Source organism: Limnohabitans sp. Rim8 (assembly GCF_945869175.1).
Classification (GTDB): domain Bacteria; phylum Pseudomonadota; class Gammaproteobacteria; order Burkholderiales; family Burkholderiaceae_C; genus Limnohabitans_A.
Window position 1 is genome coordinate 1 of record NZ_CAMBNZ010000050.1, and the last position, 19,845, is coordinate 19,845.

Consider the following 19,845-nt stretch of genomic DNA (forward strand, 5'->3'; position numbering starts at 1 on the left):
TTCAAGAAGTCGGGCATCAAGCCCGGCTGGATGGTGCTCGAAGTGTTGCCTGTGTTGCCGCCGGACTTGCGTCCCCTGGTGCCGCTGGATGGCGGTCGCTTTGCCACCTCCGATCTGAACGACCTCTACCGCCGCGTCATCAACCGCAACAGCCGTCTGCGCCGTTTGCTGGAGTTGAAGGCCCCCGAGATCATTGCGCGCAACGAAAAGCGCATGCTGCAAGAAGCCGTGGACAGCTTGCTGGACAACGGTCGTCGCGGCAAGGCCATGACCGGCGCCAACAAGCGTGCTCTGAAGTCTTTGGCCGACATGATCAAAGGCAAGAGCGGCCGTTTCCGCCAAAACTTGCTGGGCAAGCGCGTGGACTACTCCGGTCGTTCCGTCATCACCGTGGGTCCAACCCTCAAACTGCACCAGTGCGGTTTGCCCAAGTTGATGGCCATCGAGCTGTTCAAGCCCTTCATCTTTGCGCGTCTCGAAGCCATGGGCATCGCGACCACCATCAAGGCGGCCAAGAAGGAAGTTGAAGCCGGCACCCCCGTGGTGTGGGACATCCTGGAAGAGGTCATCAAAGAGCACCCGGTGATGCTTAACCGAGCGCCTACGCTGCACCGTTTGGGTATCCAGGCGTTTGAGCCTTTGCTGATCGAAGGCAAAGCCATTCAGTTGCACCCCCTCGTTTGTGCGGCCTTCAACGCCGACTTCGACGGTGACCAAATGGCCGTTCACGTGCCTTTGTCGGTGGAAGCCCAGATGGAAGCCCGCACCTTGATGCTGGCTTCGAACAACATCTTGTTCCCTGCATCTGGCGAGCCGTCCATTGTTCCGTCGCAAGACGTGGTGTTGGGTCTTTACTACGCCACACGCGACCGCATCAACGGCAAAGGCGAAGGCCTGATCTTCTCCGACATCGGCGAAGTTCAGCGCGCTTTGGACGCCGATGCGGTGGAGTTGGCAGCCAAAATCAACGTGCGCATGACCGAGTGGACCAAAGACAAAGTGACTGGTGAGTTCACCTCGTCCGTGTCGATGGTGGAGACCACTGTGGGCCGTGCATTGTTGTCGGAAATTTTGCCTAAAGGCCTGCCTTTCTCGAACCTGAACAAGGCTTTGAAGAAGAAAGAGATTTCCAAGCTGATCAACACTTCTTTCCGCAAGTGCGGTTTGAAAGAGACCGTGGTGTTTGCCGACAAACTGTTGCAAAACGGTTTCCGTTTGGCCACACGTGCCGGTATCTCGATCGGCATCGATGACATGCTGGTTCCCCCTGAGAAGCCAGCCATCATTGAAGCCGCTGAAAAAGAAGTCAAAGACATCGAGCAGCAATACGTCTCCGGTCTGGTGACCTCAGGCGAGCGTTACAACAAGGTGGTGGACATCTGGGGCAAAGCCGGTGACGTCGTCTCCAAAGTGATGATGGACCAGTTGCGCAAAGAGCGCACCATCGATCGCCATGGCAACGAAGTCGATCAGGAATCGTTCAATTCGATTTACATGATGGCCGACTCCGGTGCACGTGGCTCTGCAGCGCAGATTCGCCAGTTGGCTGGCATGCGTGGCTTGATGGCCAAACCAGATGGCTCGATCATTGAGACCCCCATCACGGCGAATTTCCGTGAAGGTCTGAATGTGTTGCAGTACTTTATTTCCACCCACGGTGCACGTAAAGGTCTGGCCGACACGGCTTTGAAGACCGCCAACTCGGGTTACCTGACCCGTCGCCTGGTGGATGTGACTCAAGACTTGGTGGTGACCGAGCTCGATTGCGGCACGGCTGATGGTTCGCTGATGCGCGCCATTGTTGAGGGCGGTGAAGTGATCGAATCTCTGCGCGACCGTATCTTGGGCCGTACCGTGGCCGATGATGTGCTACACCCCGAAAACCGTTCTGTCTTGGCTGCTGCTGGCGTGATGCTCGACGAAGACCTGATCGATGAACTTGAATTGGCTGGCGTCGACGAAGTCAAGGTCCGCACGGCGCTGACCTGCGAAACCCGCTTTGGTTTGTGCGCCATGTGCTATGGCCGCGATCTGGGCCGTGGTGGCTTGGTCAACGGTGGCGAAGCCGTGGGTGTGATTGCTGCGCAATCCATCGGTGAACCTGGTACCCAGTTGACCATGCGGACCTTCCACATTGGTGGTGCCGCGTCGCGTGCAGCGGTGGCCTCCAGCGTGGAAGCCAAGTCCAACGGCACCATTGGCTTCAACGCCACGATGCGTTATGTGACCAACACCAAAGGCGAGTTGGTGGTGATTTCACGTTCTGGCGAAATCGTGATCAGTGAGCACGGACGTGAGCGTGAGCGTCATAAGGTGCCTTATGGTGCGATTTTGTCCATCAAGGCCGACCAGACCATCAAGGCGGGCACGATTTTGGCCAACTGGGACCCACTGACCCGCCCGATCATCACGGAATTTGCGGGTCAGGTGAAGTTCGAGAACGTCGAAGAAGGCTTGACTGTGGCCAAGCAGCTGGACGAAGTCACAGGTTTGTCGACCTTGGTGGTCATAGACCCCAAGCGCCGTGGTGCAGCCAAGGTCATTCGTCCTCAGGTGAAGTTGATCGATGCAGCGGGCAAAGAAGTCAAGATTCCTGGTACCGATCACTCGGTGACCATCGGTTTCCAAATCGGCTCGCTGATCCAGGTGCGCGACGGCATGGATGTAGGCCCAGGCGAAGTCTTGGCACGTATCCCGGTCGAAGGTCAGAAAACACGAGACATCACCGGCGGTTTGCCACGTGTGGCCGAACTGTTCGAAGCCCGTACCCCCAAAGACAAGGGCATGCTCGCAGAGATTACCGGCACCGTGTCATTTGGTAAAGAGACCAAAGGCAAGGTCCGCCTGCAGATCACAGACCCTGAAGGCAAGGTCTGGGATGAACTGATCCCCAAGGAGAAGAACATCCTGGTGCACGAAGGCCAAGTGGTCAACAAGGGCGAAAGCATTGTGGACGGCCCAGCCGACCCACAAGACATCTTGCGCTTGCTGGGTATCGAAGAGCTGGCCAGATACATCGTGGACGAAGTGCAGGACGTTTACCGCTTGCAAGGCGTGAAGATCAACGACAAGCACATCGAAGTGATTGTTCGTCAGATGCTGCGCCGTGTGGTGGTGGAGAACATCGGTGACTCCACTTACATCTCAGGTGAGCAGGTTGAGCGTTCCGAAATGCTCAACACCAACGATGCATTGCAGCGCGAAGGCAAGATCCCAGCGACGTTCAGCAACTTGTTGTTGGGTATCACCAAGGCCTCTTTGTCGACCGACTCGTTCATCTCGGCTGCTTCCTTCCAGGAAACGACCCGAGTGTTGACTGAAGCGGCCATCATGGGCAAGCGCGACGAGTTACGGGGTCTGAAGGAAAACGTGATCGTGGGTCGTTTGATTCCTGCAGGAACGGGCTTGGCTTATCACAAGGCCCGTGCCGTCAAGGACGCCATGGACGACGCTGAGCGCAAAGCCATTGCCGATGCCGAAGCAGCGGACCTGGCTGGCGAGTCAACCGAAGACACCGTCACCGATGCCGGCGAAGCCGTCTGAGTGATGCGTTCACCCTTTGACAGGTGAACGATGTGAACAGCCCCTGCACCGTTTCGCGGTCAGGGGCTGTTTTTTTACTGTGAAGGTACAACAAAGGTAAAAGCATGGACGTGTTGATCTTTGGCGTGTTGATGGCCATAGCCTTGTTTTGGGCGGTTGGCGCTCACAATCGTTTGGTGCGATTGCGTGCCGAAGTCATTCGCCAATGGGGAAGCGTCGATGCTGTTTGGTTGCGTTTGCTGGTGCGGCTGCAAGGCGGCATTGCAGCACGCCAATCGTTGGTGACATCGTTCGATGGTGATGGCGAGTTGCAAGCCTTGCAATCGGCTTGTGACGAGTTGATGGAAGCATTGCTCCAAGCGCGTTTGCAGCCTTTGGCCGCCGAGGGTCAAAAGCAGGTGTTGGCACTGCACCAAAAAGTGGTGCTCGAAATTCGTGCGTTGCTGCAAAAAGACAACGAGGCGGTCAAGCCCGATTTGGAAATCGCGTTGAGCCGAATGCGGCAAACATTGCCTGCAGCGCTGATTCCCTACCATGTGGCGGTGGCTTCCTACAACGAGGCATTGACCATGCAGCCCGCGGCTTGGCTGGCCAGGCGCTTGGGTCTTCAGCCCGCGACCAAAATGGATTTGTCGGTGAATGCCAGCTGAGTCCGGTCTGAGAGCAACAATGAACCAACACGACTCGAATCCAGTCCATACCGCTCAGGGGCAGTCAGCGCCACTGTGGCGTTTGCTTCAAGCCACTGCAACCGCCGTGCAGGCTACCCGGCAAGGACGATCACTGACGGCGCAGCTGGAAAGTTTGCCTGCTGAGCTGAGGCCAGGTGTTCAAGCCCTGAGTTTTCAAGTACTGAGGCAATTGGGCCGTGCCACGGCTTTAAGACAGCTTCTGGCCAGAAAAACACCGCCCCCCGCTGTCGATGCCTTGCTCTGCAGTGCCTTGGCTTTGTGTTGGACCGATGCCGATGCGGCGTACTCGATTCATACCTTGGTCAATCAAGCGGTCGAGGCTGCCCGCCAACAACGCACCACACAAGCCCAAAGCGGGTTTGTCAACGCATGCTTGCGACGTTTCATGCGTGAGCGTGAGGCGTTGGTCTTGCGCACAGACACTGACCCGCAAGCGCAATGGAATCACCCACGCTGGTGGGTAGAGCGTTTGCAGGTGGATCACCCTTACGATTGGCAGTCCCTTTTGTTGGTGGCCCAAACACCTGCGCCCATGACACTTCGGGTCAACACGCGGCACCACAGTGTGGCCGAATACCAAGACCTGTTGGATGCAATGGGTGTGTCATCCCAAGCTGTAGGGGCTCAAGGATTGCAGCTGAGCAAAGCATTGCCAGTGCACCAGTTGCCTGGATTTTCTGCGGGCCATGTGTCGGTGCAAGATGCCGCTGCGCAATTGGCCGCCCCCTTGTTGATGCAGGGTATGGACAGCGCAGCGGAATGGCGAATTCTGGACGCTTGTGCTGCGCCAGGAGGAAAAACAGGGCATTTGCTTGAGATGTACCCCCATGCCCATGTGCTCGCATTGGATGTCGATGCTTCGCGCTGCGAGCGCATTCATCAAAACCTGCAACGCTTGGGGGTACCAGCCCAAGTGCTGGCTGCCGATGCAGGGCAGCCTGAGACATGGTGGGACGGTCAGCTTTGGGATGCCATCTTGTTGGACGCGCCGTGCACGGCATCCGGCATTGTCCGCAGACACCCGGATGTGCGCTGGTTGCGCCGACCGAGCGACAGCGGCCAGCTGGCCAAAACTCAGGCCAAGCTGCTCAAGGCGCTGTGGCCTTTGCTCAAACCCGGCGGGCGCATGCTGTATTGCACCTGTTCGCTGTTCAAGGCCGAAGGCGACGAGGGGGTGCAAGCGTTTCTTCAACGCAACACAGAAGCCCATTTACTGCCCTCGCCAGGACATTTGATACCTGGGCGGCTCCCCGCAGGCCTTCCAGTCGATCACAATCCCTTGGGTGAACACGATGGGTTTTATTACGCACTGCTGGAAAAGCACCGGGTTTGAATTCGGGCGATGGCTTGGCTGGGCCCTGGGGGCCTGGCTTATGGCTGCGTCTTCGGTTTGGGCACAGAGCTCTGTGGCAGAACTGACAGAGTTGCGCGCCGAGCGACGGGATGCTGCGCTCTATTTAACAGCCCAGCTCAAGCTGGAGTTGTCGCCCGCCGTTGAAGATGCCCTGATCAAAGGTCTGGCTGTCCATTTTGTGGCGGAAGCCGATGTCATGCGTGAGCGCTGGTATTGGTCTGACCGCAAAGTGGGGACGGCCAGCCGCTACTACCGATTGGCTTTTCAGCCGCTGACACGCCGTTGGCGTTTGAACGTCTCCAATGAGCCGATTTCAGGTGCGGGCCTGGCCGGAAGTATTTCACAAAGCTTCGAAAATCTGCCCGATGCTTTGGCTGTGATCCGACGTCAAACCGGTTGGAAAGTCGCCGAGATGGCGGATGTGTCTCTGGATGCACGCCAATACATTTCTTACCGGTTTTGGTTGGACATCTCTCAGCTGCCGCGCCCGTTTCAAATCGCAGCGGGCAATCAGGCCGAATGGACCTTGAGCGTTGCCAAGCAAATTCGGATGAACGCTGACATGGTGCGCTGAAATGCAGGGTTTCAACAAGCGATCCAAGCAACAAGTCCAGGCGGCTTCACGCACCAGCCGTTGGTTGTTGGGCTTGGGTTCAGTGGCCGTGGTGGTGATTGGCTTGGGTTTGCTGGTGTTGATGACCCAAGCCACGGGCAACCGGGAAAGCTACAACCAAAATTACGAATGGTTGGCCTTGGTCAATGCCATTGTGGCCAGTGGTTTGTTGGTCACCATCTTGTGGGGAGCCATCCGACTGTTGCTTCGGCTCAAGCGCGGTCAATTTGGCGCCCGCTTGCTGGTAAAACTGGCCGGTATTTTTGCTTTGGTGGGCGTGATTCCTGGCTTGCTGATTTATGTGGTGTCCTACCAATTTGTCTCGCGATCCATTGAAAGCTGGTTCGATGTCAAGGTGGAGGCCGCCTTGGTGGCTGGCCTCAATTTGGGGCGGGCTACATTGGACACCCTGAGCTCGGATTTGTCCAAGCAAGCGGGTGTTGCCGCCACGCAGTTGAGTGACGTGGCCGATGTCAGCGCCGGTATTGCTCTGGAAAAAATGAGAGAGCAACTTGGCGTCAGCGATGCTGTGCTGTGGACCACCAGTGGACGCATGGTGGCCAGCGCTGGGCAGTCCAGATTTCAAATTCGCCCTGAGCGTCCACCCACGCAGCAAATCAAGGATGCGCGTCAAAAAGGTCGGGTCGAATGGGTGGAAGGGTTTGACGACAGCGCTCCCGGCGCAGACAAGGGTCGCATCAAAGTGTTGGTCCTGCTGCCCCAAAAAGGCCTCTCATTTGACGAAGACCGTCGCTTGTTACAGTTGACACAAGAACTACCGCCCACGTTGGTCAACAACGCGCTGGAGGTGCAAGCAGCCTATCGCGAGTACCAAGAGCGGGCCTTGGCCCGCGATGGCTTGCGCCGCATGTACATCGGCACTTTGACACTGAGCCTTTTTCTGGCGGTGTTGGGGGCCATTTTGTTGGCTGTGGTGCTGGGCAATCAACTGGCGCGCCCTTTATTGTTGTTGGCGCTGGGCATGCGTCAGGTGGCGTCTGGAGATTTGACGCCCAAGTTGGCCTTGCAAGGCAAAGATGAATTGGGCGGTTTGACGCGCTCATTTGCCGACATGACGCAGCAATTGCTCGATGCCCGAACCCACGAGCAGCGCAGCTTGGTGCAGTTGGACACTGCGCGGGGTAACCTGCAAACCATCTTGGACAACTTGACCGCAGGGGTCATGGTGCTGGATGAACAGGGGGTGATCCAGTCGACCAATCCCGGGGCTACACGCATTTTGCGGGTGCCAGTGGCCGCTTATCAAGGACAGCCATTGCTCAATTTGCCGGCATTGGCGCATTTTGCCAATGACGTGGCCGAGCAATTTGCAGGGCTTCGACTGGACAAAGATGCGCACGAACTCGACCATTGGCAAAAATCGTTTGAGATCCATGCAACAGGTCAAGGCTTGTCAGAGGCAGGGGTCACCTTATTGGCCCGCGGTGCTTTGTTGCCTGATGGCATGAGGCTATTGGTGTTTGACGACATTTCTGAAATTGTCTCAGCTGAGCGTGCGCAAGCTTGGGGCGAAGTGGCCAGGCGCTTGGCGCACGAAATCAAAAATCCACTGACCCCGATCCAACTCTCGGCTGAACGGCTACAGAAAAAACTCACAGGCAAACTGGATGCGCAAGATGACGCTGTGCTCCACAAATCGGTCAAAACGATCGTGGATCAGGTGGACTCCATGAAGCGCTTGGTCAATGAATTTCGTGACTATGCCCGTTTGCCATCTGCGGAGTTGAAGCCTGTGCAACTGAATGACTTGGTGGCCGAATTGATGGTCTTGTATGCGAACGAGCCGACCGATCATGAGCGCCGTGCTGTGGTCGTCACAGAGCTTGACGCTGAATGCCCATGCATCATGGGGGACGACCAACAACTCAGGCAGGTCATTCACAACCTGTTGCAAAATGCACAAGACGCCTGCGAGATCAAGGGGCTGCTGCCACAAAACGCACGTGTGGTTTTGCGTACCGAGTGGAATACTTCGCGCCAACGGGTTCGTTTGACCGTGACCGATACGGGCCCTGGTTTTGAGCCCAATATTCTCAAGCGCGCATTCGAACCCTATGTCACCACCAAGGCCAAAGGCACGGGTTTGGGCTTGGCAGTGGTCAAAAAAATCGCCGATGACCATGCGGCAAAAATTGAACTGGGTAACGTGCTTGAGGCTGGCGAAATCCAAGGGGCTCAAGTCTCGTTATCATTCGCCTTGTATTCCACGATGGGCCGCTCGCAAGCACCCACGCCTTGAACAGAGACAAGACAGACACTATGGCAAATATTTTGGTGGTTGATGACGAGTTGGGCATACGTGACCTGCTCTCAGAAATCTTGTTTGATGAAGGCCATCAAGTGGAGTTGGCTGAGAATGCCGCCATGGCGCGCGAGTCGCGGCAGCGCATGCGCCCCGATCTGGTTCTGCTGGACATCTGGATGCCCGATACCGATGGTGTGAGCCTCTTGAAAGAATGGGCGACCACAGGCTTGCTCAACATGCCGGTCATCATGATGAGTGGGCACGCCACCATCGACACGGCGGTGGATGCCGTCAAAATTGGCGCGCAGGCTTTTCTTGAAAAACCCATCACTTTGCAAAAATTGCTCTCTGCAGTCGAGCAAGGTTTGGCTCGCGACCAAGTCAAACAGGCCATCAGCGCTGCAAGTCTGTCGCAAACGGTGGCGGTGGCTTCGTCGGCGGTCAGCGGGGACGTCCTCAGCGCTGCGCTTGAGGTCGCGCAAACCTTTGATTTGGACCGCCCTTTGCGTGAGGCGCGAGACGCGTTTGAGAAAGCCTATTTCGAATTCCACCTGGCACACGAATCGGGTTCCATGACCAAAGTGGCCGAAAAAACGGGCCTTGAACGCACGCACCTTTACAGAAAACTCAAGCAGCTCGGAGTTGATTTGTCTCGCAGCAAGCGAGTCGGCTGATTTCGTTTGCGCCTTCCAAATGAACAGATAAGCCTGCTATAATTTACGCCTTGGCCCGGTAGCTCAGTTGGTAGAGCAGCGGATTGAAAATCCGCGTGTCGATGGTTCGATTCCGTCCCAGGCCACCATATAGCAAGCGTAGCAACGGGAAACCGTGCTGCGCTTTTTTATTGCACAGTTGTCGCACGTTCTGCTGAACGCTTCTGCGGCAAAAGCTGTGGTTTTCCTACCCATACGTTGCCCCTCCCCTAACTGTTATTCCCAGCCCTGACAAGTCTGGACGTAGGTCAAGTCTGACACCCAAAGCTGGTCAGGACGGTCTGCTTTGAACTGGCGATGGTCCCGGTCCAAGGGGCATGCGACCGCGCCTTGTCTGGGGCTGTCGTGCGGATGACCTTGCTCCGGCGAACGCCGTGCAAGTCCATCCGTTTCATGAGCCGTTCGACCTTACAGCGGGCCACTTCAGACGGGGTGATTTGCAGCACGTTGCAAATGCGCGACCCCATAGGCCTTGCGGTTTTGATCAACAAAATCCCTCAGGACTTGAGTCGGCGGTCGAGCTTCGCCTGGGCAAAAACGCACTCGCTTGCTTGGGGATTTCGTTGGCATTGCGAAGTTCTTTGACTTCACGCTCCAAACTTTTGATGCGGGCCCTCTCGTCAGAGCTGACGCCATCGTGCATACCTTCGTCAAATTCTCAAAGTGTGGAGCCTCCTCAAAAACCGGGACGATTCAGTCCAGGGCGGGTGCCTGTGTCGTGCTACCAAACTCTAGGATGAAAAACTTTAGCCTTGGCAAGTGTAAATCGTGCAAATGGTGCAAATGGTGAAAACCAGCCTAAAGTTTTCCCAAATGCTGCGCCGTGCACTTATCGTTGGCACCAGCGGCAAAAAATTGCCGCTTCCATTTCAGACCAGGAGTCGCCGCCATGCAAATCAGCTCGAACCAAAACACCTTGACGGCCATGATGGGCATCCGCTCTGCCCAAGCCGCGGCCACCAAAGCCTCGGAACGGATCAGCAGCGGTTTGCGTGTCAACAGAGCAGCCGACGACCCGGTGGGCTTGGGTGTCGCCAACAAACTCAAAGTACAAGTGGGCTCATTCTCGAAAGTCTTGGACAACATCAGTCAAGGCACCGGCATCGTGCAGGTGGTGGACGATTCCTTGACGCAAATGGTGGAGGCCCTCACCGCCTTGCGGGTGGCTGCCGTCGCGTCCGAGGGCACTTTGGCGACCGCCGACCGGACCATGTACCAAACCCTGGTCGATGAATACCTAGAGTCGATCGACAGTGTTGCCGACAACGCGGTCTGGGGTGGCGATTCGCTCATGAGCAGCGCGTCCACCAAGACCATCCAAAGCGGCATCAACTCGGGGGACTCCACCAGTTTGAGCCTGGAACAAATGACGGTGTCTTCTTTGTCACTGACCAGTTTGAGTGTCGCCAGTTCCGCGAACGCCACCACGTCGGTGGGCTTGATCGACGATGCCATGGACACCATCACCAACTACCAGTCCTACATCGGGGCCATGGAAAATGTGCTGGACTTCCAGAGCAATCTGGCGACCAGCAACATCACCAATTACTCGACGGCCTATGGCCAGATCATGAACGCCGACCTGGCCCAGGAGACGGCCAACCTCGCTTCTGCCCAAATCCAGCGCGACGCTGCCACGGCCATGCTGGCCCAATCGCAGACCATGAACAAGGAATTGGTGACCTATTTGCTCAAGTCGGTGTTCGCCTGATTCATTGCACCCGGATGATGCGCCAGCCGCGGTCCATCTTGCGGAAGGTGAATTTGCGGTCCATGTTCCTGGACCGGATCATGTAGTAAGACAAGGCGCGCAGGCTTTGTGCCTGCTTGAATTCCGAGCAGAAGATGCTCTCGCCGATTTCGAGCGATGACAAAGTGGTGATGTGGGGATGCAACCGAATGCTGTCCAGCGCGACCCGCTCGATGATCATGGAGATGACCTTTCTGTGGATGTAAACAGAATCGGCACCGGCAGGGAAATCTTGAGGCCTTTTTTTCGCAGAATCTTTTAAAGGGGTGACGCCAGCCCCGCGCTGGCAGTTCTAGATAAGTCATTGATTTGCATAGGAAAATTACCTGCCGACTGCGTTGAAAATCCGCGTGTCGGCAGTTCGATTCTGCCCCAGGCCACCAAACAAAAACCGTCGGTGCGAAAGTACCGACGGTTTTTCTGTTTGTACCGCCGAGAAATAACAACCCAAGAAAAAGCCGCTCAAGAGCGGCTTTTTTCATGGTCAACCGAAAAGATCAGTTGCGGGTGTCGCGGTAACCGCTGCCGTAGCCAGTGCTTGGCTCTTTGGGTTTGGAAATGTTGACGACGATGGAGCGACCGCTGACCGACATGCCGTTCAGGCCGGTGATGGCGGCTTGAGCTTCTTCGGCGCTGGACATTTCCACAAAGGCAAAACCTTTGGAGCGGCCCGTGTCGCGGTCCATCATGACTTTGGCTGACAAAACGCCGCCAAATTCAGAGAAATTCTGACGCAAGCTGGCGTCGTCAATGGTGTAAGGCAAGTTGCCCACGTAAATTTTGCTGCTCATGGTTGAGCCTTTCAGAGAGATAGCGTGCAGGTTTGAGTGCAAACACTGCATGCAGGAAAAGGTGGTTTCTGGAAAGATTCCACCGGAAAAAGTGTGAAGCCTGACGGCGTCCGGACATTCATGGGGGGCGTTGGGGTGTGGCTGCTTGGATTGGGCGCCATCCAGGGGCAACGCAGAGCTGGAGAGAAATAAGGCATCCCTTGCCGCTCAACAAGGTACACGGTTCGCTGTGGATCGATTCAGCGAACAGGCTGGCGTGATCCGTCACTTGCGCGATGCTCAGAAGAAATAGATAGATTTATTTTATTCCCAATTGAAATAAAAATCAATATTTTTATTTCAATTGGTTTTAAAGGACCCACTCAGGCGTCGTGCAGCATGCCATCGCGTATTTCCATTGCCCCACTGCGCGCCAGTTCGGCGAGCATCATGTCCAGCCAAGTGAACACATCATGGCCTTGCCCAAAGCGTTGGTGCAGGTCGTTCAAATAGGGCACTTGCAGGGCCCAGTCGCAAAAATCGGTTTTGGAGATACGCCCCCATTCCAGCAATTTGAATTTGAGCAAGACCTTGGTGCCATACCGGGCATGACGCTCGGGGTTTTGCGCAAAAGCAGCCAGCTTGCTGCGGGCCAATGACAAGGCAGGGGCGAGCTCGCTGAAAACAGCCCCATGTCCGGGAATGACGATGGCCGGATGGAGCCGCTCGATCAGGTCCAGAGTTTGGGCCACTTCATCAAAAGCGGCAATGCCCACCAACTCTGGGAAGACCACGCCAAAGCCGTTTTGCCACAGGGCATCGGCCGACATCAACAAGCGGTGCTCAGGCGCGAACAAAATGACCGAGTGCGGATCGTGGCCTGGGGCCGCGTGGACTTCCCAGTCCATGTTGCCCCAGCGGTGGCAGTCACCCGGTTGCAGCAAGTCTGTGAATGTGAAGGGTGGGCAGTTTTGTCCCGTGGGCTTGTAGCTCAATGCGTCTTCACGCCAAGCTTGTATCTCCGGTGCCAAGCCGGGCGGGATCCAAGTGTGCATTGCTGGGTAGCGTGCTTGCAGCGCTTGGTTACCGCCACAATGATCGCTGTGCAAGTGCGTGTTGGCCAGTTGGTCCAGGGCACGACCTTGCAGGGCATTCTCGACCAAAGCCAAGGTTTGCGCTTGGTGGCTGACATAGCCGCTGTCGATCAAGGTGGTGCTGTGCTCGTCACACATCAGTACGTTGTTGGCCGACAACCAGCCGCGCTCAAAAACAGTCACGCCCTCTGGCAAGGTGATGGCAGCACTCATGCGTTCAGGGATTTTGGATTTACTTGTTGCTGCGCAGTTCTCGCCGCAAGATCTTGCCCACGTTGGATTTGGGCAATTCATCGCGGAACTCGATGTATTTGGGTCGCTTGTAACCGGTCAAGTTGTCATGGCAAAAGCGTGAAACGGCTTCTTCGGTCAACAAGGGGTCGCTGCGCACCACAAACACTTTGATGGTTTCTCCTTGCATGCTGTCTGCAAGACCAATCACTGCGCACTCCACCACACCAGGGCAAGTTGAGATGACGTTTTCCAGCTCGCTGGGGAACACATTGAACCCGCTCACGATGATCATGTCCTTCTTTCGGTCCACGATGCGGGTGAAGCCTTCCGGGTCCATGATGCCGATGTCTCCCGTGCGCATGAAGCCATCTTGGGTGAAGGTTTTGGCGTTTTCTTCGGGTTGGTTGTAGTAACCCCACATCACGTTGGGGCCACGGATACAAATCTCACCCGAGCTGCCCAAGGGCAAGCTTTGCCCGTCGTCGTCCTTGATGGCGATGTCGATGCTGGGCAATGGCAAGCCAATGTTGCCGCTGAAATGGGTTTGCGTGACCGGGTTGTTGGTGCCAATGGCACAAGTCTCGCTCATGCCCCAGCCTTCGATCATGGCGCTGCCCGTGGCCGCCTGCCAATGCTTGGCCGTACCTTCCGAGGCCGCCATGCCACCGGCTTGTGTGAGTTTGAGAGATGAGAAATCAATCGTCTTGAACATCGGATGTTGCATCAAGGCGTTGAACAAGGTGTTGACGCCCGGCAACATGTGGAAGGGGCGCTGCTTGAGCACTTCAATGAATTGGCCAAAGTCCCGCGGGTTGGGCACCAAAGTCAGGTGCGAGCCTTGGCGGATGGCCAATAAACAAATCGTCAAAGCGAAGATGTGATAGAGCGGCAAGGCCGCGATGCTGTTGATTTTGCGCAGATCGCCCACGCTGGCCAGGGCAGGGGTGAACCACCCTTCGGCTTGCAGCATGGCCGCCACAATGTTGCGGTGGGTCAAGACCGCGCCTTTGGACAAACCCGTGGTGCCGCCCGTGTACTGCAAAAACGCGATGTCATCGAGGGTTTGGTGAGTGGGCTTGAGGGTCAGTTGGCGGCCTTGGGAGATCGCTTTCTTGAAAGGTGTCACGCTGCGCCCGCCCGCCAATGGCAACTCGAACTCTGGCACCATTTTGGCGAGGTGACGTACAGCGAATGTCATCCAGCGGCCGTACCAAGCACCCAGCAAATCGCCAATCGATGCGAGTACCACTTGCTGAACAGCGGTGTGCTCGATCACCTCTTGCAAGGTCGAGGCAAAGTTTTCCAAAATGACAATGGCACAGGCCCCTGAATCCTTCAGTTGGTGCTGCAACTCGCGTGCGGTGTAAAGCGGGTTGACGTTCACGCAGGTGTAGCCAGCGCGCAAGATAGCCGCCATGGTCACAGCGAACTGCGGCAGGTTGGGCAGCATGATGGCCACCCGGCTGCCAGGTGCCAAACCTTGGTTTTGCAGCCAAGCGCCCAAGGCTTTGGACAGCGCATCCAACTCTTTGTAGCTCATCCAACGGCCCATGCAAACCGAAAAAGGACTGCCACCGTGCGTGCGGAAAGCCGACTCCAGCATGTCGGTCAGGCTGTTGTATTGGTTGGGGTCGATGTCGTGAGGGACGCCGGGAGGGTAGTTTTTCAGCCAAATACGTTCCATCTTCGAATCTCCTTGATCCGGCGATTGTGGCCACCTGCTCGGCAAGGTGTGACCGGGCAAGTCCTGAGTCTGGCCCAAAAAGGTCTCTAAGGCGACAAATACCAGGCACTGACAAGGCCTGATGAATGCGTGCAAAATAAGGGCAAACCCTTAATTCAAATGAACTCACAAGCACCCGCTCGCCCAGGATTTTGGCGCCGCCTTTGGCTGCGCTGGGTTGGAACCGTTCAGGCCTGGCAGACGGCCACGTCTGGGGCAGAGGGTGCCAAAAGCGGGTGGATTCCGATCCGCTCCCTGTCTCCGCGACACAAACCTCGCATCTTGGCCCATTTGCTGACGCTCAAGCCCGAAGACCGTTACTTGCGGTTTGGTTATCCGGCCACCGATGAGCAGATTGGGCGTTATGTGACCGGTTTGAGGTTTGATCGGGACGAAATTTTCGGGGTGTTCAACCGCCGTTTGGCTTTGGTGGCCATGGCCCATCTGGCCTATTCGGTCGACCCGCAGTGGGCCACGTGTGCCGAGTTTGGGGTGTCTGTCTCTTCGCACCAAAGAGGCAAAGGCTTGGGTGTACGTTTGTTCAACCATGCGGCCATGCACGCCCGTAACCAAGGGGTGAGCATGCTGTTCATCCATGCCCTCAGCGAAAACGTGGCCATGCTCAAAATTGCCCGACACGCTGGCGCCAAGGTGCAGCGCGATGGCAGCGAGAGCGAGGCTTATTTGTCTTTGCCAGAAGCCACCTTGGACAGCCAGTTCAGCGGACTGATGCAAGAGCAAATGGCCGAGTTGGACTATCAGTTGAAAAACCAGGCCCAGCAGTTTCGGGCATGGATGGCCACTGTGCAAGAGATTCGCCAAGGCGTTCGCGACGCGCGCCATACCTCGCAAAGACCTTGAGACGCAGCGAGGCTGCCCATCTATTTATTGATGAGTTGAGCGCCTGGGCAAGCGTTGTCATTTGAATCCGCTATCCTTGAGGCTTCGCTATAACCGCATGTCCTGCAACCCTGACTGTGTCCGACCCCCACCCTGCGCGATTTGTTGAGCGCGAAGACAAACGAAGTTTTCTGCAAAAACTGGCCGAGTTCATCCACCCCGGACCCGACTCCACCGATGAGTTGATCGAAACCTTGGCCGAGGCCGAGGACAACCACATCATCAACACAGAGAGCCGCCTGATGTTGGAGGGTGTGATCCGGATGGCCGACATGACAGCAGGCGATGTGATGGTGGCAGCTCCCCGGATGGATTTGCTGAACATCGAAGACCCTTTCGACCAGTTGCTGCACCAGGTGATTGAGACTGCACACTCGCGCTTCCCTGTGTTTGAGGGTGACAAAGAAAACATCATTGGCATTTTGTTGGCCAAGGATTTGCTCAAATTGCAGCGGGCCCCTGAATTGAACATCCGCGCCTTGCTGCGCCCTGCGGTGTTTGTGCCTGAAAGCAAGGGCCTCAACGATCTTTTGCGCCAGTTCCGCGACAACCGCAACCATTTGGCCATCGTCATCGACGAGTTTGGCCGTACCGCAGGCCTGATCACCATTGAAGATGTGCTCGAGCAGATCGTGGGTGAGATCGAAGACGAATTCGATATTGCGGAAGACGAGGGCGATATTTTTGGCCTGCCCGACCGCAGTTTCCGTGTCAGTGGCGACACTTCGCTCGAGCGGGTGAGCGAAGCCTTCGGCGTGAACCTGCAAGAAGCCCGCGAGGATAGCGAGGGCCCCCAATTCGACACCATCGGCGGTCTGATCGCGCATGAAATGGGCCATGTGCCTCGACGTGGCGAGAAATACGTTTTGGCCGGGTTGCAGTTTGTGGTCTTGCACACCCGAGCGGGCGCTGTGCGTTGGTTCAAGGTGTCGCCCGCGACAACTTCAGAGCCTCAAGCATGAGCCTCGGCCGCGAACGAAAACGCGGCCTGCGCATCTTGTGGCCTGCTTTGGCGGGTGCCGCTCAGGCGGCATCGATGGCGATGCCTGGCACTGGCCAGGCGCAGGCTTGGTTGCAAATCCTGAGCCTGATCCTCTTGGCCTCTGGTTTGGTCAAGATGGCGCGACCGGGCTTTTTCAGACCTTCATCTTTCGGGCAAGCCGCGGTTTTTGGCGGTGCGTTCGCCACCGCTTGGTTGGCAGGCAGCTTTTGGTGGCTGTATGTGTCCATGCACGATGTGGGCGGATTGTCGGCCCCCTTGGCTGCATTGGCGGTTGTGGCTTTGGCGGCCGCATTGGCGCTGTATTACGCTGCGGCTTGTGCTGCTTGGGTGGCTTTGGCGCGAGGGGTTTTAGACACACGTCCAGGTGCCGCCAGTGTCTTGTTCGCCGCCCTGTGGACCTTGGCAGAGTTAATGCGGGGGCGTTGGTTGACCGGTTTCCCTTGGGGCGCTGGAGGCTATGCGCACATCGACGGCATGCTGTCCGTCTGGGCGCCTTGGGTGGGGGTGTATGGCATCGGCGCGCTGGCGGCCTGGTTGGCCATGCGCCTGGCTTTGTCGGGTTGGCATGTGCGTGCTTTGAAGCCCTTGTTGGGCTTGGGTGTGTTGTCTTGGGGGTTGCAGGCCTGGGGGCCTGCTTTCACGACCTCGGCTGGCTTGGGGCAGGTGGAGTTGTTGCAAGCCAATATTTCGCAAACTGCCAAATTTGATATGGCCGGCGGCATCCGCGATGCGCTGCAGTGGTACGACGAACGCTTGCGCGCCAGCCAGCAAGCTTTGGTGGTCGCCCCTGAAACCGCCATTCCTTTGCTGCCCATGCATCTGCCTGGCGCTTATTGGTCGGGCTTGCAACAGCATTTCGCTCGGTCAGATCGCGCCATGGCTTTGGTGGGTGCGCCTTTGGGCAGTTTGTCAGAGGGTTACACCAACTCGGTGGTGGCGATGGGGCCTGCAAGCACGCCGGCTTACCGCTATGACAAGGCGCATCTGGTGCCCTTTGGCGAGTTCATGCCACCTGGATTTGTCTGGTTCGTCCGCATGATGAACATTCCCTTAGGGGACTTCAAGTCGGGTGGCTGGAACCAGCCCTCCCTGACTTGGCAAGGCCAGCGACTGGCCCCCAACGTTTGCTACGAAGACCTGTTTGGCGAAGAGCTGGCCCGCCGATTCAAAGATCCTGCCACCGCGCCCACGGCTTTGGTGAATGTGAGCAACATCGCCTGGTTTGGCGACACCTTGGCCGTCGACCAGCACTTGAGCATTTCGCGCATGCGGGCCATGGAGCTCGGTCGCCCCATGCTCCGAGCCACCAACACCGGAGCCACCGCCATCATCGACCACAGCGGACGCGTCACCGCTGAGCTGCCACGCTTTACCCGGGGCAGTCTGGTGGGAACGTATGAGGGGCGCCATGGCTTGACCCCCTTTGCCCAATGGGCGTCAGTATGGGGGCTTTGGCCCTTGTGGGTCTTGTGTGGCGCTGTGGTAGCGATGGCGCTTTGGCGGCGTCAAAGGCCTTAAAATCGAAGGTTCGCGCACCGCTTGCGCCCCTCTAACTTTGGCCAGCTCGCTGCTGGCTTCGCTCAGGCCATGTTGACCTTTCAGCAAATCATCCTCAAATTGCAGCAGTACTGGGAAGCGCAGGGCTGTGCACTGCTTCAGCCCTACGACATGGAAGTCGGTGCGGGCACCAGCCACACCGCCACGTTCTTGCGTGCCATCGGACCTGAACCGTGGAAAGCTGCCTATGTGCAGCCCAGCCGCCGCCCGAAAGATGGCCGTTACGGCGATAACCCCAACCGCCTGCAACACTATTACCAGTTTCAGGTGGTCTTGAAACCAGCACCCAGCAACATCCTCGAGCTCTATTTGGGCAGCTTGGAAGCGCTGGGCTTTGATCTGAAGAAAAACGACATCCGCTTTGTCGAAGACGACTGGGAAAACCCCACTTTGGGGGCCTGGGGTTTGGGCTGGGAAGTTTGGCTCAACGGCATGGAAGTCACGCAGTTCACCTACTTCCAGCAAGTGGGGGGCATCGACTGCAAGCCGATCACCGGTGAGATCACCTACGGCTTGGAGCGTTTGGCCATGTACCTGCAGGGCGTGGACAATGTCTACAACCTGCAATGGACCGATACCATGAGCTACGGCGACGTGTACCTGCAAAACGAGCAGGAGCAATCGGCCTACAACTTCGAGCATTCGGATGCAGACTTCTTGTTCGTGGCCTTCAATGCCCACGAAAAGCAAGCCCAAAACCTGACCGTCCAGCAACTGGCTTTGCCTGCCTATGAGCAGGTGCTCAAAGCCGCGCACACTTTCAATTTGCTGGACGCGCGTGGTGCGATCAGCGTGACCGAGCGCGCCGCTTACATCGGCCGCATCCGCAACCTGGCCCGCAGCGTGGCCCAGAGTTATTACGAGAGCCGCGAACGTCTGGACTTCCCGATGGCCCCGCGTGAATGGGTTGCTCAAATGCCCAAGAAAGCCGCGTGAGGAAGAACTGACATGACGACACAAAATTTGCTGGTGGAACTGTTTGTGGAAGAGCTGCCCCCGAAGGCGCTGAACAAACTTGGCGCAGCTTTTTCGGCCGTGCTGGCTGAACAACTCAAGGCCCAGGGCCTGGCTGCGGCCGACGCGGTGGTGACGGCTTTTGCCTCGCCCCGCCGCCTCGCTGCGCATGTGACCGGTGTACTGGCACAAGGTGCCGACAAGGCCGTGCAGCAAAAACTGATGCCCCTGGCCGTGGGCCTGGATGCGGCTGGCAACGCCACGCCCGCGCTGCTGAAAAAACTGCAAGCCCTGGGTGCTGACGTGAGCGACCCGGTTGCGGCCGTGGCCGCCCTCAAGCGTGCGCCCGATGGCAAAGCCGAAGCCCTGTTTTACGACAGCATCGTCAAAGGCGCTTCGCTGCAAGCAGGCCTGCAAAACGCTTTGGAAGAAGCGCTGGTCAAGCTGCCGATTCCCAAAGTTATGCAGTACCAGTTGGAAACCGACTGTGAGCTGCCGGGCTGGAGCAGCGTGAACTTTGTGCGCCCCGCGCACAGCCTGATCGCGCTGCACGGCAGCACCGTGGTGCCGGTCAAAGCGCTGGGCTTGACCGCGGGCAACAGCACCCAAGGCCACCGCTTTGAGGCCAAGGTCTCGCCCGTGGTCTTGTCGCACGCCGACCAATACGACGAAGTGCTCA

16 protein-coding genes, 1 tRNA gene, 1 pseudogene and 1 other annotated feature are annotated in these 19,845 nt (G+C 57.1%); of the genes and pseudogenes, 13 read left to right on the forward strand and 5 right to left on the reverse strand.

Features of this window, described 5'->3' with window-relative positions; all coding sequences use genetic code 11:
• The 7 genes from rpoC to Q0O19_RS08860 form a co-directional block, all read left to right on the forward strand.
• Positions 1-3,543: DNA-directed RNA polymerase subunit beta' (gene rpoC / locus Q0O19_RS08830; protein ID WP_295522093.1), on the forward strand; the 3,543-nt coding region annotated here is incomplete at its 5' end.
• Positions 3,544-3,647: 104 nt separating this feature from the next.
• Entirely contained in the window at positions 3,648-4,193 is a 546-nt protein-coding gene (locus Q0O19_RS08835; protein WP_295522097.1) for a hypothetical protein, read from the forward strand.
• 19 nt (positions 4,194-4,212) lie between these two features.
• Entirely contained in the window at positions 4,213-5,568 is a 1,356-nt protein-coding gene (rsmB, locus tag Q0O19_RS08840; protein ID WP_295522100.1) for a 16S rRNA (cytosine(967)-C(5))-methyltransferase RsmB, read from the forward strand.
• Positions 5,569-5,641: 73 nt separating this feature from the next.
• Complete coding sequence (locus Q0O19_RS08845; protein ID WP_295522104.1) at positions 5,642-6,163, forward strand: DUF4390 domain-containing protein; 522 nt, start codon at positions 5,642-5,644, stop codon at positions 6,161-6,163.
• A gap of 1 nt (position 6,164) precedes the next feature.
• Positions 6,165-8,462, forward strand: a complete 2,298-nt coding sequence (locus tag Q0O19_RS08850) for an ATP-binding protein (RefSeq protein WP_295522106.1) — start codon at positions 6,165-6,167, stop codon at positions 8,460-8,462.
• A gap of 20 nt (positions 8,463-8,482) precedes the next feature.
• Complete coding sequence (locus Q0O19_RS08855; protein ID WP_295522108.1) at positions 8,483-9,142, forward strand: response regulator; 660 nt, start codon at positions 8,483-8,485, stop codon at positions 9,140-9,142.
• Positions 9,143-9,194: 52 nt separating this feature from the next.
• Positions 9,195-9,270, forward strand: a tRNA-Phe gene (locus Q0O19_RS08860).
• 133 nt (positions 9,271-9,403) lie between these two features.
• Here Q0O19_RS08860 and Q0O19_RS08865 read toward each other — a convergent pair.
• Positions 9,404-9,839 (reverse strand): annotated as a pseudogene (locus tag Q0O19_RS08865) (IS3 family transposase); the annotation flags it as partial.
• Positions 9,610-9,723: a sequence feature (AL1L pseudoknot), on the reverse strand. (Overlaps the previous pseudogene by 114 nt.)
• A gap of 231 nt (positions 9,840-10,070) precedes the next feature.
• On the opposite strand from Q0O19_RS08865, the gene Q0O19_RS08870 reads away from it, so the two are divergent.
• Positions 10,071-10,892, forward strand: coding sequence for a flagellin (locus tag Q0O19_RS08870; protein WP_295522111.1), 822 nt, complete (start codon positions 10,071-10,073; stop codon positions 10,890-10,892).
• A gap of 1 nt (position 10,893) precedes the next feature.
• Here Q0O19_RS08870 and Q0O19_RS08875 read toward each other — a convergent pair whose 3' ends face one another.
• From Q0O19_RS08875 to Q0O19_RS08890, 4 genes are all read right to left on the reverse strand, one after another.
• The gene (locus Q0O19_RS08875; protein WP_295522113.1) at positions 10,894-11,112 is read right to left on the reverse strand and encodes a hypothetical protein; all 219 of its coding nucleotides are present in this window, start codon (positions 11,110-11,112) and stop codon (positions 10,894-10,896) included.
• Positions 11,113-11,428: 316 nt separating this feature from the next.
• Positions 11,429-11,722 carry an RNA-binding protein gene (locus Q0O19_RS08880; protein ID WP_019425964.1) on the reverse strand — a complete coding sequence of 98 codons (294 nt, stop codon included), beginning with the start codon at positions 11,720-11,722 and terminating at the stop codon, positions 11,429-11,431.
• A 362-nt stretch (positions 11,723-12,084) separates the two neighbouring features.
• Positions 12,085-13,008: an MBL fold metallo-hydrolase gene (locus tag Q0O19_RS08885; protein ID WP_295522119.1), complete on the reverse strand. Its 924-nt coding sequence runs from the start codon at positions 13,006-13,008 to the stop codon at positions 12,085-12,087.
• A gap of 19 nt (positions 13,009-13,027) precedes the next feature.
• On the reverse strand, positions 13,028-14,713 hold the full coding sequence (locus Q0O19_RS08890) for an AMP-binding protein (RefSeq protein WP_295522122.1): 1,686 nt from the start codon (positions 14,711-14,713) through the stop codon (positions 13,028-13,030).
• A 279-nt stretch (positions 14,714-14,992) separates the two neighbouring features.
• Between Q0O19_RS08890 and Q0O19_RS08895 the strand changes: the two genes are divergently transcribed.
• The 5 genes from Q0O19_RS08895 to Q0O19_RS08915 form a co-directional block, all read left to right on the forward strand.
• Complete coding sequence (locus Q0O19_RS08895) at positions 14,993-15,613, forward strand: GNAT family N-acetyltransferase (RefSeq protein ID WP_295522133.1); 621 nt, start codon at positions 14,993-14,995, stop codon at positions 15,611-15,613.
• Positions 15,614-15,729: 116 nt separating this feature from the next.
• On the forward strand, positions 15,730-16,614 hold the full coding sequence (locus Q0O19_RS08900; protein ID WP_295522125.1) for a transporter associated domain-containing protein: 885 nt from the start codon (positions 15,730-15,732) through the stop codon (positions 16,612-16,614).
• The gene (lnt, locus tag Q0O19_RS08905) at positions 16,611-18,173 is read left to right on the forward strand and encodes an apolipoprotein N-acyltransferase (RefSeq protein WP_295522128.1); all 1,563 of its coding nucleotides are present in this window, start codon (positions 16,611-16,613) and stop codon (positions 18,171-18,173) included. The genes Q0O19_RS08900 and lnt overlap by 4 nt, the downstream gene beginning before the upstream one ends.
• Before the next feature lie 69 nt (positions 18,174-18,242).
• Positions 18,243-19,148, forward strand: a complete 906-nt coding sequence (gene glyQ / locus Q0O19_RS08910) for a glycine--tRNA ligase subunit alpha (RefSeq protein WP_295522135.1) — start codon at positions 18,243-18,245, stop codon at positions 19,146-19,148.
• A gap of 12 nt (positions 19,149-19,160) precedes the next feature.
• On the forward strand, positions 19,161-19,845 hold a 685-nt coding region (locus Q0O19_RS08915; protein WP_295522130.1), incomplete at its 3' end, for a glycine--tRNA ligase subunit beta.

What these genes read in the sequence shown, in the direction of transcription:
- Q0O19_RS08835 (WP_295522097.1), top strand. Translation starts at nt 3,648, where the DNA reads ATGGACGTGTTGATCTTTGGCGTGTTGATGGCCATAGCCTTGTTTTGG.
- rsmB (WP_295522100.1), top strand. Translation starts at nt 4,213, where the DNA reads ATGAACCAACACGACTCGAATCCAGTCCATACCGCTCAGGGGCAGTCA.
- Q0O19_RS08850 (WP_295522106.1), top strand. Translation starts at nt 6,165, where the DNA reads ATGCAGGGTTTCAACAAGCGATCCAAGCAACAAGTCCAGGCGGCTTCA.
- Q0O19_RS08855 (WP_295522108.1), top strand. Translation starts at nt 8,483, where the DNA reads ATGGCAAATATTTTGGTGGTTGATGACGAGTTGGGCATACGTGACCTG.
- Q0O19_RS08870 (WP_295522111.1), top strand. Translation starts at nt 10,071, where the DNA reads ATGCAAATCAGCTCGAACCAAAACACCTTGACGGCCATGATGGGCATC.
- Q0O19_RS08875 (WP_295522113.1), bottom strand. Translation starts at nt 11,112, where the DNA reads ATGATCATCGAGCGGGTCGCGCTGGACAGCATTCGGTTGCATCCCCAC.
- Q0O19_RS08880 (WP_019425964.1), bottom strand. Translation starts at nt 11,722, where the DNA reads ATGAGCAGCAAAATTTACGTGGGCAACTTGCCTTACACCATTGACGAC.
- Q0O19_RS08885 (WP_295522119.1), bottom strand. Translation starts at nt 13,008, where the DNA reads ATGAGTGCTGCCATCACCTTGCCAGAGGGCGTGACTGTTTTTGAGCGC.
- Q0O19_RS08890 (WP_295522122.1), bottom strand. Translation starts at nt 14,713, where the DNA reads ATGGAACGTATTTGGCTGAAAAACTACCCTCCCGGCGTCCCTCACGAC.
- lnt (WP_295522128.1), top strand. Translation starts at nt 16,611, where the DNA reads ATGAGCCTCGGCCGCGAACGAAAACGCGGCCTGCGCATCTTGTGGCCT.
- glyQ (WP_295522135.1), top strand. Translation starts at nt 18,243, where the DNA reads ATGTTGACCTTTCAGCAAATCATCCTCAAATTGCAGCAGTACTGGGAA.